The 16,010-nt window shown below is 58.9% G+C and carries 19 protein-coding genes and 1 pseudogene; 7 read left to right on the top strand and 13 right to left on the bottom strand.

Features of this window, described 5'->3' with window-relative positions:
- Positions 1–203: 203 nt before the first annotated feature.
- The 12 genes from NKH28_RS08935 to NKH28_RS08990 form a co-directional block, all read right to left on the bottom strand.
- Positions 204–842: a ribbon-helix-helix domain-containing protein gene (locus tag NKH28_RS08935; protein ID WP_352473009.1), complete on the bottom strand. Its 639-nt coding sequence runs from the start codon at positions 840–842 to the stop codon at positions 204–206.
- A complete protein-coding gene (locus NKH28_RS08940; protein ID WP_352473008.1) occupies positions 839–1,141 on the bottom strand; it encodes a beta-barrel domain-containing protein in 303 nt (100 codons plus the stop codon). The genes NKH28_RS08935 and NKH28_RS08940 overlap by 4 nt, the downstream gene beginning before the upstream one ends.
- A 194-nt stretch (positions 1,142–1,335) precedes the next feature.
- On the bottom strand, positions 1,336–1,914 hold the full coding sequence (locus NKH28_RS08945; RefSeq protein ID WP_352473006.1) for a hypothetical protein: 579 nt from the start codon (positions 1,912–1,914) through the stop codon (positions 1,336–1,338).
- The gene (locus NKH28_RS08950; protein ID WP_352473004.1) at positions 1,911–2,501 is read right to left on the bottom strand and encodes a L,D-transpeptidase; all 591 of its coding nucleotides are present in this window, start codon (positions 2,499–2,501) and stop codon (positions 1,911–1,913) included. Before NKH28_RS08950 ends, NKH28_RS08945 begins: the two co-directional genes overlap by 4 nt.
- Positions 2,485–3,648: a CpaE/TadZ family protein gene (locus tag NKH28_RS08955; RefSeq protein WP_352978486.1), complete on the bottom strand. Its 1,164-nt coding sequence runs from the start codon at positions 3,646–3,648 to the stop codon at positions 2,485–2,487. The genes NKH28_RS08950 and NKH28_RS08955 overlap by 17 nt, the downstream gene beginning before the upstream one ends.
- On the bottom strand, positions 3,645–4,280 hold the full coding sequence (locus NKH28_RS08960; RefSeq protein ID WP_352473002.1) for a TadE/TadG family type IV pilus assembly protein: 636 nt from the start codon (positions 4,278–4,280) through the stop codon (positions 3,645–3,647). Before NKH28_RS08960 ends, NKH28_RS08955 begins: the two co-directional genes overlap by 4 nt.
- Before the next feature lie 2 nt (positions 4,281–4,282).
- Positions 4,283–4,816: a TadE/TadG family type IV pilus assembly protein gene (locus NKH28_RS08965; RefSeq protein ID WP_352978488.1), complete on the bottom strand. Its 534-nt coding sequence runs from the start codon at positions 4,814–4,816 to the stop codon at positions 4,283–4,285.
- A complete protein-coding gene (locus NKH28_RS08970) occupies positions 4,816–6,369 on the bottom strand; it encodes a TadE/TadG family type IV pilus assembly protein (RefSeq protein WP_352473001.1) in 1,554 nt (517 codons plus the stop codon). Before NKH28_RS08970 ends, NKH28_RS08965 begins: the two co-directional genes overlap by 1 nt.
- The gene (locus NKH28_RS08975; protein ID WP_352472999.1) at positions 6,366–6,632 is read right to left on the bottom strand and encodes a hypothetical protein; all 267 of its coding nucleotides are present in this window, start codon (positions 6,630–6,632) and stop codon (positions 6,366–6,368) included. The genes NKH28_RS08970 and NKH28_RS08975 overlap by 4 nt, the downstream gene beginning before the upstream one ends.
- Before the next feature lie 10 nt (positions 6,633–6,642).
- Complete coding sequence (locus tag NKH28_RS08980; protein WP_352472998.1) at positions 6,643–8,088, bottom strand: type II and III secretion system protein family protein; 1,446 nt, start codon at positions 8,086–8,088, stop codon at positions 6,643–6,645.
- A 55-nt stretch (positions 8,089–8,143) separates the two neighbouring features.
- Positions 8,144–9,181 carry a Flp pilus assembly protein CpaB gene (cpaB, locus tag NKH28_RS08985; RefSeq protein ID WP_352978489.1) on the bottom strand — a complete coding sequence of 346 codons (1,038 nt, stop codon included), beginning with the start codon at positions 9,179–9,181 and terminating at the stop codon, positions 8,144–8,146.
- A gap of 83 nt (positions 9,182–9,264) precedes the next feature.
- On the bottom strand, positions 9,265–9,438 hold the full coding sequence (locus NKH28_RS08990; protein WP_352472996.1) for a Flp family type IVb pilin: 174 nt from the start codon (positions 9,436–9,438) through the stop codon (positions 9,265–9,267).
- Positions 9,439–9,969: 531 nt separating this feature from the next.
- On the opposite strand from NKH28_RS08990, the gene NKH28_RS08995 reads away from it, so the two are divergent.
- The 7 genes and pseudogenes from NKH28_RS08995 to NKH28_RS09025 form a co-directional block, all read left to right on the top strand.
- Entirely contained in the window at positions 9,970–11,352 is a 1,383-nt protein-coding gene (locus NKH28_RS08995) for a TadA family conjugal transfer-associated ATPase (RefSeq protein WP_352472994.1), read from the top strand.
- A gap of 17 nt (positions 11,353–11,369) precedes the next feature.
- A complete protein-coding gene (locus NKH28_RS09000; RefSeq protein ID WP_352978491.1) occupies positions 11,370–12,323 on the top strand; it encodes a type II secretion system F family protein in 954 nt (317 codons plus the stop codon).
- 21 nt (positions 12,324–12,344) lie between these two features.
- Complete coding sequence (locus NKH28_RS09005) at positions 12,345–13,286, top strand: type II secretion system F family protein (protein WP_502902738.1); 942 nt, start codon at positions 12,345–12,347, stop codon at positions 13,284–13,286.
- Between the two features lie 54 nt (positions 13,287–13,340).
- Positions 13,341–13,892 carry a tetratricopeptide repeat protein gene (locus NKH28_RS09010; RefSeq protein ID WP_352472992.1) on the top strand — a complete coding sequence of 184 codons (552 nt, stop codon included), beginning with the start codon at positions 13,341–13,343 and terminating at the stop codon, positions 13,890–13,892.
- 9 nt (positions 13,893–13,901) lie between these two features.
- Complete coding sequence (locus NKH28_RS09015; protein WP_352472991.1) at positions 13,902–14,408, top strand: prepilin peptidase; 507 nt, start codon at positions 13,902–13,904, stop codon at positions 14,406–14,408.
- A 147-nt stretch (positions 14,409–14,555) separates the two neighbouring features.
- Positions 14,556–15,431: an MBL fold metallo-hydrolase gene (locus NKH28_RS09020; protein WP_352472990.1), complete on the top strand. Its 876-nt coding sequence runs from the start codon at positions 14,556–14,558 to the stop codon at positions 15,429–15,431.
- Positions 15,432–15,454: 23 nt separating this feature from the next.
- Positions 15,455–15,628: pseudogene (locus tag NKH28_RS09025) on the top strand (IS630 family transposase); the annotation flags it as partial.
- A gap of 18 nt (positions 15,629–15,646) precedes the next feature.
- Here the strand turns inward: NKH28_RS09025 and NKH28_RS09030 are convergent.
- On the bottom strand, positions 15,647–16,010 hold a 364-nt coding region (locus tag NKH28_RS09030; protein ID WP_352978493.1), incomplete at its 5' end, for an integrase core domain-containing protein.

Raw genomic sequence — 16,010 nt, forward strand, 5'->3', positions numbered from 1 at the left:
GCCCTCTCTCTTCGAGGTTGTCGCCCTTCATTGTAATGAATCCGGTTGATTGGTGATGGTGCCGCTCCCGCCAAACGGCGCGGGCCGTCGGCTGGCAATAGCGGTCGGGCCTAATCGAAGTCTCGCAGACAGTTCCTATTCGCGCTAAATGACACGAAGGATCTTCAGCCCGGATTGAGCCTCGCTCACCGGAGGCCGCAGTTCTAGCTGTTGACGAACGCCATCAGCAATTCCGGTTCGGGTACGGGCGCCCGTACTACATTCAATTGACCTCGGTACCGGCGTTCGCCAGCCCCGATTACAAAGCCGCTGGCGATCGGTACTTCGCCGTTGGCGTCGAGTTGGGCAAAAATGTCGGCGACAGGGAGATCCAGCGCCAGCTTGAGATCTAGTCGTGCATCATTGTTTGGTCCGATCGGCAACTGACGCTTGACGAATTGCTGGAACGAAGCATTGAAAGTCAGGATCTTCTTCGATGACGCCAAGGCAAAAGCGGGCGAGGGGCAGGCAAGCAATATGGCATTGATCGTCCTGATCGATGCAAGCTTCCGCAGGGCCATGTTTTCATCCGCCAGCCCGTGTATGCAAGCCACCCGAATCGCCGATGTCAGGTTACCAGTCTTGGTCGGGCTGTCGGCGATCTCCTCGATCAGCATGCCGATTGTGCATTTCCTACTTTCAGCCATCTGCTTCAGAGATATCCAGAAAGCCTTTTCCAGACGAATGCCGCGGCGTATGCCGCCACGCGCGACGACCCGGAATTCCAGCCCGAAATCCTCTTTTGTGATCGTTAGCAGCCGCCGATCACGATTGATGGGAGGAGAGGTGGCGCTAGCGCTCACTCATGGTCTCCTGACGCGCCTTGTTGATCGGCTTTAAAAGGTAACTCAGAATCGCCTTGCGTCTTGATGTCTACTGAGCACATTATGCCCGGGATGGTTGAATAAGTCTCGCCATCCCTCGCGAGCGTCGATTTGTCCGCCGCGACACGAACCTGGTAAAAGGCTCCCCCGTTTTTCTGATCGACCAAACTGTCGGCGATCATGCTAGAGACCTTGCCTTCGATGCCGCCGGAGATCGAGAGGTCGTAAGCGGTGACCTTTGTCAGCGCCTCGCGGTGGTCGGGACGAATAGACGACATCGCGTAGCGAGACCCACACTTCGATCAGCAAGGTTTCGTGGGTTGGCACGATGTCAGCCACGAGCACCAGGCTGGACGAAGGCACCGTCGTCCACCCGACAAAAACGACGAAAAGCGCCGAATATGGACGCCGACGCGCAAAGCGGCGGACGATCTTCTCTGGCAAGCATTCTCCACGCCCCCTTACCCCGCTTCTAATCGATCTTGCGGTAATAGACCTTGCCGTCAGGCTGCTCTATGCGCCGGTAGGAGGAGCTTGGGGCAGGGGGCACCGCTGCTGCGATCTTCCTTTTGGGCGGGCGTGGTGCTTCGACGATACTGCGTTCGGTCGCTTCTTCACCATCGAGATCGCTGACCGGCTCCGCCGTGGCGCTGGTCGTCTCAACAAAAGGCTCCGCCACGGTAGCCAGCGGCAAGTTCTGTTCTATCCGAGCAATGCTGCCGTTGATCTGGCTGAAGCTACCCTGCAGTTGATTGTCCAGTTTTTCGAACCGGCTTTGAAAGCCGTTATTGACCATGTCGAGCCGGGCCGCAATCCGTTGCTCGAACGATCCGAGCTGTTCCAGCCTCCCTTCGACAGAGCGCAGGTCGTTGATGCCGCGGAAGAGATAGACCGCGGCTATTAAATTTGCGGCTGTGATCAGCAAGGTGCCTGCAGCAACAACCCCGATCATCCTGGCATTGCTCGGTTTCCCAGCGACAACTTGCTCTATAGCTTGGGTCGCCGGCCCAATGTCGATCGCCGGCATGTCCGGGTCGCTAATCATCGTCATTGGACCACCACCTTTGCACCGACCGAGACGCGCCTGAAAAGATCGATCACATCGGTGTTGGTAAGACGAAAGCATCCCGATGTGCCGTCGAAGCCAACGCCTGAAGGGTCGTTGGTGCCGTGTATGCGATAAAGCGTGTCGTGCCCGTCTCGGGATAAGTAGAGCGCCCGTGCGCCGAGCGGATTGTAGGGACCGGCCGGCACCATCTCCGGCAGCTCCGGCTGGCGCGCGCGCATTTCTCTCGGTGGGCGCCATTCCGGCCATTCGGTCTTCGCCCCCACTTCCACGGTGCCGGTCCAGCCAAATCCGTCACGCCCGACGCTGATTTGATAGCGCAGCGCCTCACCCTCTCGGGTCACAAGATAGAGCGCCTTCTCCTGCTTGCGGATAATGATCGTGCCCGGCTGTTCCGCGGTTTGGAAAAAAACGAACTTGCGCAGGCTGGGGCCCATGGCTGGCAGCGGCGGCTGGTCCGATAGCCCGGATCGGGCATGGGCGCAGTCCCAGGACGATGCCGCCAATGCCAGGCCCATGATGCAGGCGCCCGCAAGCGTTGGAACGAAGCGATATCTACCGGGCAGTGTCATCGAGCCGCTCTTTGAACATCCGCTTCAGATCCTTGTTGAAGCGTGCCCGCCCGTCCACTTCGGAAGGCATGATGGCTCGGTTCAGCGCATCGGTCAGCAGCGCATTGTCCAAGGCAACCGATTTGATGTGCGGTACCTTGAATATCTTTTCGAGTTCGCCGCGCGAAAAGTGATTGCCGAACCATTTGCTCTTGTGCTTGTTGGCGACCAGCGTGATGTTCACCGAATTGCCGCGCAAATCGCGGATCTTCTTGTAGAGCCGCTTGCCCTGTCGCAGCGAGGCGACGTTGAGCTCGAACACGATGAAGATCGCGTCGCTCGTGGAAAGCACAGGATTCTGCCAGGGAGTTTCGATGTTGGGCAGGTCGATGACGATGTCATCGAAGCGATAGGCGACGAGGTCCAGCAGCCGGAACACGAAATCCGCGCCCTGCGGCTCGAATGGCAGTTGCGGCCTTTCGAAGGCGTACAGCGTCAGGCCGGACGGGCGCGAGAGCTTGATGACATCCATCAGTTCGACATCGAGCCGTTCCGGCTGGCCGATGATGCCGGCAAGGTCGAACTGGTTGAAGAGGTTGAGATAGGCGCCACAATTGGCGCTTTGGAAATCGAGGTCGACGAGGCAGGTCGAAGCTGCACGTTCGGTGGATTTCGAGGCCAGGAACTCCGCCGCTGACAAAGCGAGTGTCGTAGCGCCGGCGCCGCCGCTAGCGCCGATAAAGGTGATGATGCGGCTCTTGGTGCCCTGGTTGCCGGTGTCGTGGAAGGTGACCGCGTTCAGAAGCTCCTTGGCATCAAGTGGTTTGTGCAGCCAGTCCGAGGCGTTCATTCGCACCAGGATGCGCGTCTGTTCAGAGGTCAGTTCGTCGGAAACCGCAATCAGCGGCACGGCCGCCCACAGGGCGCGCGCCTCGACAATGCCAGGCTTGCCAAGCAGCTCGCCATTGGCAAGGTCGAGGATTACGATGCCCGGCCGCGTGTCGGGGGTCGGGCCTTTGAGAAAATCATCCGTTTCGGAAATCCGGACGTCATAAATCGCCAGCGCATCGAGCCGCGTCGCCACGTCATGCTTGAACTGCGAATCAGACGAGAACAGGGCGACCTGCTTTCGTTTGGTTGGGAGAACCTTGGTGTTGATGGCGTTCATGGTGATGTGCTCTTCAGGTCTTCGCCCGTAACCGTGCTTAGCATGGACGGCATGGTGAGGTTCGCAAAGCCCATCAGCCCTTGCAGAAAGAAGAACTGAAAGGTCACGTTTTGAAGACTTACGGTGATTGTTGGCACCGGTCCGCCCAGCCGGGTCTGATAGCTCAAGCCAGTGGCGCTGTAGGTGACCACCACGTTATCGCGGCGCAAGCGCGGAAAGAAATGGCACATCCCCGGCCGTTGATTTGCTGCGAGTGGGGGACAGGCATCATCGTTGGTGTTTGCCGTGTCCCCGCGGAAGATACGGCTGAAGTTGGCGGCATTGAATGTGCCGCCGTTGGTGCAAGCTCCTGTGCCAGCAGTATATCTGCAGACGAAGGGGCCATATGCCGCGGCAACGACTGGCGCACCCGGTGTCGTCGTCGGCGCCGCAGTTGCAAGGGCCGTCGCAATTGGGTCTGAAATCGAGGCCAGCCGGGCGCCGAGTTGGACCGCCTTGGTAGCAGCGTTCCATTGGTAGAAGGCGTGACCGAAATCGATGAAACCGAGGACAAGGGCAAACAGCAGCGTCGAAACGATGGTCATTTCGACCATCGCCGCGCCGTCGTCCGAATCCGCAAAACGCTTGAACATGGTCAGAACCGGATCAGCCGCTCCTCGTGAGAGCCGTTCAACGTGATCGGGCCGATGCCGATGATCGATAGCATGCCGAGCTCGCTGTACGCCAAGGTACCCGCAGCCCTGACGATACAGACCTGCGCGGTGGTTGATCGATATTGCGCGACGCCGGCAACCACAGCGTCATGGCAGGAAGCGGAGGCGGCGATTGTCACCGTCACATTCGATTTCTGCCAGCCGCTGACGCGTGCACTGCCTGTTCCCGCGGCATTGCCGAACACGGCGATGTTTGCAGCGATGTCGGCGCAGTTGATCGCCGCAAGCCCGGCTTGTGTATACAATTGGCTGTTGCAGCGCGCGGCGAAGCGGCTTGCATCTGAAAGTCCGGCCTCCATCAAGAGTTTTTCGTGAATCAGATTGCCGAACTCGAACACGCCACCCGCCAAAATCAGCATCAGCGGCGTGATCAGCGTCATTTCGATGAGCACTGCACCGCGTTGATCGCATCGAAATCTATCGAGATGACGCAATAGCATTCCAATCATCGCCATCACCGGTAAAGCTGAGCTTCGTCGCGGAGGAAATTGTCTAGCGTGCCCTGGCCGCCACCCCCAGTAATGTCTACCAATTCAACCATCACGGATGCGTCTTCCGATGCCGACGCAACCGGTTCAGTCAGTAAAAAGCTTCCAAAAGCTTCCACCGGCAGATCCGTGCTGTGGCCGGACAGATCGCTGCCGGCAGCTTGGAGTGCATTGCAGTTCAGGATCGCACCGTAAATCAACCGACGGTCAACCGTCGTGACAGGGGGTTGGCAAGTTGCCGACGGGGTTCCGATCTCTCCACCAGTCGACGCCATGCCTACCAACCCGGCTGATATCTCGTAGCGGTAGACCTGATAGCGCGTCGGCTTGGTCGTATTCCATGAAGAGGGGTAGGCAGCGGAACCAAAGTTGGTGCTCCAGTAACCAGAGAAATTCCAATTTCCATCGCCCATTCGGCCGCCGAGGTATGGAGTGGTCGCGTCGCGTGGAAGGCCCATTGTTCCAGCTTGGGTGAATGAAAGTTGGTTCATGGAAGGACATTGGTTTGCGCTTCCTCGGGTCTTGATTGCCCCTTTGCGGACGTTCGCGGCTGGACCGTATTCAGCACTATTGAAATGGTTGCCGCTGGCTGCAATGCCGAAACGAACATTGAAGGCGTCTTGCACTGGGCCGGCGTTCTGGCCAGTTTTCGTGCTAACGTTGGCGGAACTGTAGCAACCAATCGGCCTTGATGTTGCAATCGTCTGAGCGAGGGCTTGAGCACCGTTCCCCACACCGGCCGGAGGTTCGAGGAAGCCGAAGTTACCAGGGCCAGCGGCAGCCCCATTTCCGACCTTCCTCAGTTCGATCAGTCGACGATGTACAGCCGGGTTGGAGACGGCCTGCTCAAGTGTGAATCCGCCCGCTGCATTCGTCCCGTTCACCGTCTCGTAAGGGTTGCACATAAAGACCGGCGTGAAATCGCACACGCCGGAAGTGAAGCCCGCCACAGCGACTGCACCGACATTGAAATTGTTGCTGGCGCTGGGTGACAAGAAGGAAGCCGGGAAGATTGCAGCAAACCCGACCGGGGCTACAGTGACTTCAACAAAACGGGCAAGTTTGGCGTCATTCAGCTCGTCGGTGATCACATTGGCCGGCACAATCGGGAGATTGTCGGTGGCCGGCAATGAGCGAAGATATCGGCGTGTTACTCCGGCGGAAGCGAGCGTTTGAGGAGGGCCGGCGGTCGAGAAGGTGTATCGATTGCGTACCAGCGTGGCGATCGCCCTATCAGCACGGCTGATGGAGTCCGACGTCCCATCCAGCTCAGCCGCGCCTGCCAGGGCAAACGCATCAGCCCCCTTCTGTAGATCGTTATGCAGATTGTTGAGCCGGCTCATGTCGATCACCAGCAGAGAAAATCCGATGATCGCCGGCAGCATGACGCTTACCAGTATCAGCGCTATTCCCCTCTGATCGTGCCAGAACGCGCGAATAATACGCAGCATGGCCTTGCTCTTTTTGCTCCTGGACGCCAGGATTCCTTGTTTACCTGACGCGCTGATCCTTCTGTTCAATCCGCCGTGTCTTGCGGCGTCCCGACATTGACCGTGATGGCCGGCGGCGGCGGTGGTGGCGGTGGAAATTTGTAACTCTGGGCAAGAGCAGCAGCGCGCGCGCCATCCCCTTCAATGGCGGTCTTTTTCGACGCCGGATTGAGCGGATCGACCGTCTGCAGAAGCGAATTGTATTTCTGGGTGTCGCCTGCGGCCAGTGTCACCGTGTCGTAGCGGTTTAGATAGTCGGCGCAGCCCGCCAGCCCGCTGGCACACAAAAGCATGATCAACACCCTATTTCTTGACATAGATCATCTTGTCCTTGGATTTCAGGTCGAGCATGTGGCCATAGGGGCCGACGACGCCTTCGCCCAGTTCATATTTGCGCACCATGTCCTTGGTTACTTCCAGTTGGCCGAGCACGAAAAACTCCGGGTCGTTGGCCGGCCGTGTCTTGTCGAATGGGGTCGCCAGTTGCTCGCCGGGTTTCGCCGGGCGCACGATATGCGGGGTGACGATGACGACCAGTTCGGTCTCTTCCTTCTGATTGCTTGAATTGTGGAACAGCGCGCCGACGATCGGCACTTGGCCCAGCCATGGCACCTGCCTCTGGATTTTGGTATTCTTGCTGGACAAGAGCCCGCCGACTGCGAAACTCTGGCCGTCGCGCAACTCGACGACGGTCGCCAGCTTGCGGGTGGTGAAGATCGGGTCGCCAGCCGGCGTGAAGCCGTTCAGGTCGCTTACCTCCGGCGCTAGCTTGATATGGATCTTGTCGTCGTTGAGCACGATCGGCGTGAACTGCAGATTCACGCCGAACTGCTTGTACACAATGTTGATCTGGCCGTCCCTGTCGAGGCTGCGGATGGGTACTTCACCGCCGGCGTTGAAGCTGGCCGGCTCGCCGGAAAGCGTGGTGAGATTGGGCTCGGCCAACATGCGCACGACACCCTTTGCCTCAAGCGCCTCGATGATCAGATCGACCTTGATGTTGCTGTCGATGACGCGAGTGATCAGCGCCGCGAACGGATTGGTGTTCGAGAGCAGGCCAGTGAGCAGACCGCCCGGTCCGAGCACCACGTTATCTTCATCGACGGCGGCAATGCCCGTTCCAGTTCGGGTCGTTCCGCTGTTGTTCGTGCTCCTGATCGACACACCAAGGTCGCGACCGGCATTGCGCTTGGCCTCGAGCACGCGCACTTCCAGATTCACTTGCTGGCTGTCATCAACGGTAACGGCATTGATAATCGCGTCGGGACCGTATTGCTGGGCCACTTCCAGGATCGACGCCAGCGTCGCGCCGTCCTTCACATGCCCGCCGAGCCGGACCTTGCCATTGACCGAGCCGATATCGATCCGCGATCTAGGCGCTACCTGCCGAATTGCCTGCGCCATATCGTTGACGTCGACGCCGACCTCGATCTGGATTACGCCAAGCGAGCGCTTGTCTTCGGAAAAGAGATTGACGGTTGTGGTACCGGCGCCCTTGGCAATGACGTAGAGCGTCTTGTCGGTCATCGGCTGGGCATCTGCGATCTTCTCGTCGGCGACGACGATATCGCCAAGAGTGGCATTCACCTCAATCGTCAGCGATTGCGACATGGGCAGGAAGACACGATGGACCTTGGGGTTCGACACGTCGATACGGCGATCGGCTGCCGTAGCCTCAAGGCCGATCGGCAGTAATATCACCGAACAGGCCAGCGCGGCGGCTGCCAGTGTTTCCCGGACCGTTCGCATCTACATTCCCCCCTTTGGCGGCCCTTCGGACGCTCTTTATCTCAACATACCAGAGTTATCTTTGTCGCGGCACGTCATATTTTTCGAGCTTCACGCCCCGAAAAACGCCGATAGTCGCACGGGCTGACGGCTCCGGCTGCACATATTTGATCACTTCCTTAACGACCTCTTGCGCTTCGGGTGCCGAGGTCAGGGCCGGAGCAGGCTTTGCTTTGCTCAAGTCGTCGAGCCGGTTTCCGACCTGTTCGACGGCCCGAGTCAGGCCATTGATCTTGTCGTCCGCGCGCTTGCGCTCGGCTGCCGCAGCAGCATCGGCCGTCGCCTGCCTGGCGAGTTCGGCCTGCCTGACTGCGACATCGGCCGGCGTTTCGCCGGTCAGGTCGGAAAGCGTGATGCGTTGGGTGATCTCGTCCTTGCCGGCGGCTGCCTGGCGAAGCGCGAGCGACAACTGGCCGGCGCCGGCGGCCAGCGTCAGCTTCTGGGCGTCCTTGGTGCTAGCCTCGACAGTCACCGATTTCACCACCGTCGGGCTGTCGGTGCTTTCATCGGCGACCTGGTCGACGGCGAGCACCTTCATGCTCTGCAACAGCACGTCGACGAAACTCTGGTCTGCATCTCCAGGGTTGCGCACGGTGCGCGTCAGGAGCACATCGACCCGATCACCTGGGAAAACGAATCCTGCGACGCCGAGCACATCGTTGACTCTGATGGAAACAGCTTTCATGCCTTCGCCGAGCACCGCCGAAAGCGTGGCGCGCTGGCCGGGGCCGGTAATCTTGGTGGCGAGAACGGGTTCATTGGCGCCGATCGCCTGCAGCGCCTGCTTTGTGCCTTCGCCAGCGAGTAGATCTTTTGTCGTCTTGAAAGCCCCGGCCGGAACCGCGCCCGCCGGCCATGTGATTTCACGCAGCTTGTCGGCCGACAGCGTGTCGCCGAATTTCAAAGATACGGCCGCCACCACGACGGTATCGCGCGGCACGTCCGTCTTCGCCATAGCGCTGCGTTGGCTGGTCAGCCAGATATTGGCGAGAACCACTGCGAGCACGCCGAATACGCCGGCGAGAACGATCATGATGACAGTGTTTGCACGCACTTTCTTTTCCCGCCAGACTCCGTTCACCCACCACCTGGATCGACGCCGGGGACCTCCCCGGCGTCGATGATAGGACTAAGCTATCACGGCAACAACGCGTAAAGCCCCGTCCATTGGGTGCTGACCCAGCCACCGACAAGAATGATCGTGGCGATCACCGCCACGGTGATGATGCCGAGCAGGATGGTATATTCGACCATGGCGGCGCCGTGTTCGTCGTCGCGGAACTGCCGGGTCATCGTCATGAGCTTTTTCATGCCAATTTCTCCCTTTGGGGTTCAAACCCTGACGAGACGAGCCAAGGATGAAATCGCATACCTGAGCATCCTCCGTCGACCTAATCCTAGGGGCCGATAAAAAGCAGAGTCAAATATGCTAATGGTTCTTAACCTTATTTATACCTGTGCTATGCCTGAAATGGTAATATCGTTTCGAGGTCTCTCTGCAGCAAGACGTTGATTCTGCCTGCTTTTCGCCCGTCTTTGACCATCCGTTCACAATTTCGCCCCGTCTGCGGCAGAAGCGAGGCGATATTAGCAGATGGGCATATGCCATTATATCCAAGGGCTTGCCAGAGCCCGTAAGGGCCATCATGGCCAAAAAGACGCAGGGCGATGTTTTGGCAGGGCCCTTGTATATTTACGGCCGGACGCCTCGTTCGAATAGATGAGATGTTTTTTCGACCTGGATGTTAAACATGCAAGAAGTATTGAGTTCGGGAACGTGCTCGGTGCCTGCCGTCTTGCGGGGGTATTCCCCCCAAGGCGTGTCCAAAGGGGTAGCGCAAAATGCTGGGCCGATTCACGAAAGGGCCAAGCGAGCCGCGGGTCGAGCCGAAGCTTGATCCGATCGTGCCGGCAGTCCCCGTACTGTCCCGTTCTGCGGAATTCGAATCGCCGGGGGACGATTTCCTTACGCTCAAGGTCGAGCTCCACCGCCACTTGATTGATCGCTTCAACCTGACGGCCCTTGAAAGTGCGTCCAAGGAGGAAATCCTGAACGAGATCCGCCCCATAGTGCGGGAATTCGTTCGTGCTCGCAACGTGCCGCTTAACGCCCGCGAACTTGACCAATTGACCAGCGACACCGCTGACGAGATGCTCGGGCTGGGTCCGATCGAGCCTTTGCTCAAGGATGATTCGATTTCCGATATTCTGATCAACACCCATAAGCGAGTCTTCATCGAGCGGCGTGGAGTCATAGAGGAGACGGCGATCCGCTTTCGCGATGAAGCCCATCTGCTACGTGTCATCAACAAGATCGTCTCGGCTATCGGCCGGCGCGTCGATGAATCGGCGCCAATGGTCGATGCGCGGCTGGAAGATGGGTCGCGAGTCAATATAGCTGTGCGGCCGATCTCGGTGGATGGCCCGCTGGTCTCGATTCGCAAGTTCTCCAAGAACCCCTATTCGCTCGAACGTCTGATGGCGTTTAATTCGATCCGGCAACCGATGGTCGACCTGTTGCGCATTGCCGTGCAGGCCCGCAAGTCGATCCTGGTTTCGGGCGGCACAGGCAGCGGCAAGACGACCCTGCTCAATGCCCTGTCGAGCTACATCCCAGCCAGGGAGCGCCTGATCACCATCGAGGACGCAGCGGAACTGCAACTGCAGCAGCCGCATGTGGGCCGTCTCGAGACGCGTCCGCCCAATGTTGAGGGAAAGGGCGAAGTTCGCCAGCGCGAATTGCTAAAAAATGCGCTTCGCATGCGGCCGGATCGCATCATCGTCGGCGAGGTGCGCGGCGAGGAAGCCTTCGACATGCTGCAGGCTATGAACACCGGCCATGAAGGTTCAATGACCACCATTCATGCCAACACGCCCCGAGATGCGATATCGCGATTGGAACAGATGGTCGGTATGGCCGGCATGCCGATGAGCCACGATTCAATACGGGCTCAGATTGCCTCGGCCATCGACATCATTGTGCAGACGCAACGGCTTTCCGATGGTGGAAGGCGGGTTGTTTCCATATCAGAACTCACCGGTATGGAAGGCAATGTCGTACAGGTTCAGGAACTTTACCATTTCGTCCGCCGCGATGTGACTGCCGAGGGCCAGATCGTTGGTGAATTTCGGGCGACCGGCATTCGTCCGCGCTTTGCCCAGGAAGCGGCGACCCTTGGCCATCAGTTCGCCAAGGACGCGTTCAACCCACAGGTCCCGCTCTAATGTTGACCGGCCAGACATTGCTCTACTTCATCTATGTACTGGCGGCTGCGTCGCTCATCCTCGCGGCCGAGGCTCTGTATGTGACTTACTCCAAGCGGCGCTCAACGGTCAGCACGATCAACCGTCGACTGAAGCGGCTCGCCGACGACGCTCCGGCCGAACAGACCTTGCAGCGATTGCTGCAAGAACGTGGGCTTACCAGCTCGGGCGACTTTCTTTTCAATGCGGTTGGCCTGAACAGGCTGTACACGCAATCCGGCGTTACCGGAAATCCGCTGTCGTTCGTCGCGACATTTGCTCTCGGTGGACTGGCCCTGGCACTGGTATTTGCGTTCCTGCTGCACTTCTCCGCCGTGGCTTCGTTTATCATCTTTCTGCTCATCGTATTCCTCCTGCCGTTTCTGGTTCTCCGCCGCGCGCGCGCCAGGCGAATCCAGAAATTCGCCAAGCAATTGCCGGATGCCCTTGAGATGATCGTGCGTTCGCTGCGTGCCGGTCATCCGACTTCCGTGGCTATAAGCCTTGTCGCACGAGAAATGCCTGATCCGCTGGGCACCGAATTCGGCATTGTTTCCGACGAGATCACCTTTGGCCTCAGCCTTGAAAACGCGGTGCGAAAACTCTCGCAGCGCGTCGGTTTCGAAGGTCTGCATTTGCTGTCGGTGTCGCTGTCGATTCAGGCCAAGACCGGCGGCAACCTTACCGAAATTCTGTCGAATCTCTCAGTGGTGCTGCGCGAAAGGCAGAAACTCAGGTTGAAGATTAGGGCGCTCTCTGCCGAGGGGCGAATGTCCGCGTGGATCATTTCCCTGTTTCCTCTTTTGATGCTCGCCATCCTCACGGGCCTAGCCCCCAGCTACTACGGTGATGTATGGGGCAGCCCGTTGATCATGCCGGTGTTCTTGGTTTTCGGGTTCTGGGCGCTGCTCGGCGATTTCATCATGTACCGTATGGTCAATTTCGATTTTTGAGCGATCGGAGCTATAGAAGTTGTGACCCAGGATCTGAGCCTTCTGGTGTCCATCGCCGTCTTCCTGGCGGCCGTAGCGCTGTTTCTGGTGGGCGCGCTCGTCGTCTTGCCGGCGCTGCAGACGAGGAAACTGGTTGCGCAAAGCCTGCTGGCAGAGGGCATTCCCAACCGCCGCTCGCTTTTGGGCCAGGAAGAACTGGCCAAGATTTCAGCACAGCGGCCGGTCGACGCCTATTTCAGATCGATCGAAAAGGAACGTGACGAGCCCAGCGCGCTAGACGCAAAACTCTTTCGCGCCGGCTTCTATCAGTCAAGCGCGCCATTGATCTATACTCTGTCACGCCTTGGCGCGGTCTGTCTTGGCTTTTCCGTGACGTATGCGCTCCTGTCGCGGATGTTGCCACCCGAACTTCCCGGTCTTGTCGCCTTTGCAGGCTCTGCCCTGCTTGGGCTGGGATGCATCGTGATTCCGAGCATCGCTCTCGATCGGTTCGAAAAGGGACAAAAACAGATATATCGTCGCGGCTTTCCGGATTTCATGGACATGATGATCACCTGTGCCGATGCCGGCATGAGCCTCGAAGCGGCTGTCGAGCGTGTCGGCAGCGAACTGGCTGGCACCCATAGATGGCTCGGCATCCAACTCGCAATCATGAATCTTCAGTTGCGCGCGGGCAAGCCGTTGCGCGAGGCCCTGCGCGAATTATCCGACCGCGTTGGACTAGAGGAGGCGCGCGCGCTGGCTGTGCTGTTCCGTCAATCGGAAGAGCTCGGTACCAGTTTGACGGACGCCTTGCGCGTCTACAGCGACGAAATGCGGGGACAAAGAATTCTCTTCGCCGAGGAACGCGCCAATGCTTTGCCTGTCAAGATGATGATACCGCTGGGGCTATGCATCTTTCCTGTTGTGATGATGGTCGTGATGCTTCCGGTGATCATTCGAATGAAGGGCATTTTCTTCTAGACAGGGATGTGCTTTGGTCAGGGGACGGGATCGGCAAGATCCCTGGGGGATAAAATGAAAAGGCCAATGTGCCTCGTTGCCGCTGCCAGTTTGCTGGTTGTCGTGCTTTCCGGTTGTCAGTCGACTGCGACGGACCCAACGGGGGTCGTCCGCACTAACGAGCCGGCGAAAGTGGAGCTTACTGCCTTCGGCGATGCCTTCGACGGACTGAAGACGGTCAGCGACGTCGAATATTATGCCTCCGACCAAGCCGTTGCCGAAGCCAAGAACCAGTTCCGCTCGGAAAATTATGGCAATGCGGGCGCCCTGTTCTACAAGGCGACGCAACTCGCCCCCAACGACGGTGCCGCATGGCTGGGCCTCGCCGCCTGCAGCGACCGCATCCACCGCTTCGATCTCGCCGACAGGGCCTATGGCCAGGCCTTCCGGCTCATTGGGCCAACGCCCGAATATTACAACAATGTCGGCTATTCCTATCTGCTGCGCGGCAAGCTGCAGGACGCGCGCAGTAATTTCCTCAAAGCATACGAACTGGCTCCCAATGACCCGACCGTCGGCAACAATTTGCGACTCCTGTCGTCCAGCGTGAAGAATCTCGAACGGTAAGGCGCTAGCATGTTGCTTGCCGGAGCGCTGCTGATGAAGGGGCTAGCGGTTCCTTTGCTGGCAAGGATTGCATGGCTCGACTTCACGACCCAAAAAATATCTAACCGTGACGTGCTGCTGCTTTTGTGTCTTGGGCTGGGTTCGCTGCAGGTTATGTCGATCCTCAGCGGGTCGTGGTGGGACATGGGCCTGAGCGCGGTTGCCGGCCTACTGCTGTTCGTGGCGCTTTTCTTGTTGTGGGCCATGCGCAAGGTCGGCGCTGGCGATGTCAAACTGATGGCGGTGGTTTCGTTTCTGATCGGCGGCGGCGGGCTCCTGGTGTTTTCCGTGCTGTTGCTGGTCTTCGCCTTTGCGACCGCGTTAGTCGTGAAGAATCCCTTGATGCTGCCCGAAGGGGCCTTCCGCCTCTACGTTCAGCATCTGGACCGCAAAGGCGTCGTCCCCTTCGGCGTGCCGATCTCGATCGCTGCTATCTGCACGCTGGCGCTACAGATCTATGGCAACGCACGGTTCTAGTGGTTAAGATCTAGCGATTGGTACCCGATCGTAAGCGCGGCCACATCGCGAGCGCCTCCGTCTTCCTATCGGAAGAAAGGTCTGACGCCATCTTGCCGCAAATGTTATATCTAGCGATCCGTCCTCGATCGAAGAAGGATCGCATCAATGGACGATTGGAGAATCGGGAATATCTGGGTAACCAGGATTCTGGAGATGTGCGACCCTCTGCGGACGCCGTCGGAATGGTTCCCCGACTGCACCGACGAAGCACTCGAACCGCATCTTCATTGGCTCACGCCCCGATTGATATCGCCGGCAACCGGCCGGCTTATTCTTCCCATCCAGAGTTTTCTGGTTCGTACCGGCCACCACACCATTCTGGTCGACAGTTGCGTCGGCAACGACAAGACGTGCGCATACTTCCGGCATTGGCATCGCCGCAATGACGGCACCTTTTTGGCGCGCCTGGCGAATGCAGGTGTTGCTCCCGAGCAGATCGACTATGTGCTGTGCACCCATCTTCATATCGACCATTGCGGCTGGAACACACGATTGGTGGACGGGCGTTGGATACCGACATTCCCGAACGCCCGCTACATCATGGCGCGGCGCGAGTTCGAGGCCGCACAGGCCGCCTCCGGCGATGCCGACGAACGGACCTATGAGGACAATGTGCTGCCAATCGTCGAGGCTGGTCGGGCTGTGCTTGTCGATATGGATTATGAACTCGATGGCGAAGTGTGGCTGGAGCCGACGCCGGGCCACACCCCGGGGCACGTAGCCATCGGCCTGAGATCTCGAGGCGTAGGGGCAGTGTTTTCCGGCGATCTCATGCATTGGCCGATGCAATGCATATACCCCGACTGGAGCTTTCGTTACGACACGGACCCTGACCAGGCACGTCGGACGCGGTGGGCATTCCTGGAGGCTTGCTCGGACAATAGACGTATCGTCATGACATCGCATTTTCCCTTGCCGTCGGTGGGAACTATCTCGCGACGCCAGTCATCATTCTGGTTCGAGGATCATCAGCCGCCGTAATCGCCGAGGACGCCGACCACGCGCTCGGACCCGAGGTGGCCGAGCGCGTGGTGGCGCTGACGCTTGTCAATCTGCCGGACGAGACGACGCACTGGACCGCCGACATGATGGCGCAAGCGGCTGGCATCAGCGCAAGCGCTGTGCGTCGCATCTGGAAGGCGCACGGGCTGCAGCCCAACCGCTGGCGCCAGTTCAAGTGACGTTGCCCCCAGTTTCTATCCAGTTTTGAGTTCGTTTCCGGCGTGGGTTGTGCCCTGCTGGGCGGGTGAAGCGACGGGCGCTGGCGCGGAGCCTTTGGCATCGCGCAGCGCGAGCGGCCGTCGCAGATTGAAGGTGGTGGCGAACTCGGCCGGTGTCTGCCAGGCGATTTGGGAATGCGGCCGGGCGGTGTTGTAGTCGGCGCGCCACAGGGCGATGGCGACGCGTGCCTGAGCCAGCGAAGTAAACAGCGTCTCGTTGAGCAGTTCATCGCGTAGTCGGCCGTTGAAGCTCTCGATGAAGCCATTCTGCATCGGCTTGCCGGGCGCAATGTAATGCCATTCGACGCGGTTCTGATCCGCCCAGGAGAGGATGGCGTTC

The sequence above is a fragment of the Mesorhizobium sp. M1227 genome, from assembly GCF_040318315.1.
Classification (GTDB): domain Bacteria; phylum Pseudomonadota; class Alphaproteobacteria; order Rhizobiales; family Rhizobiaceae; genus Mesorhizobium.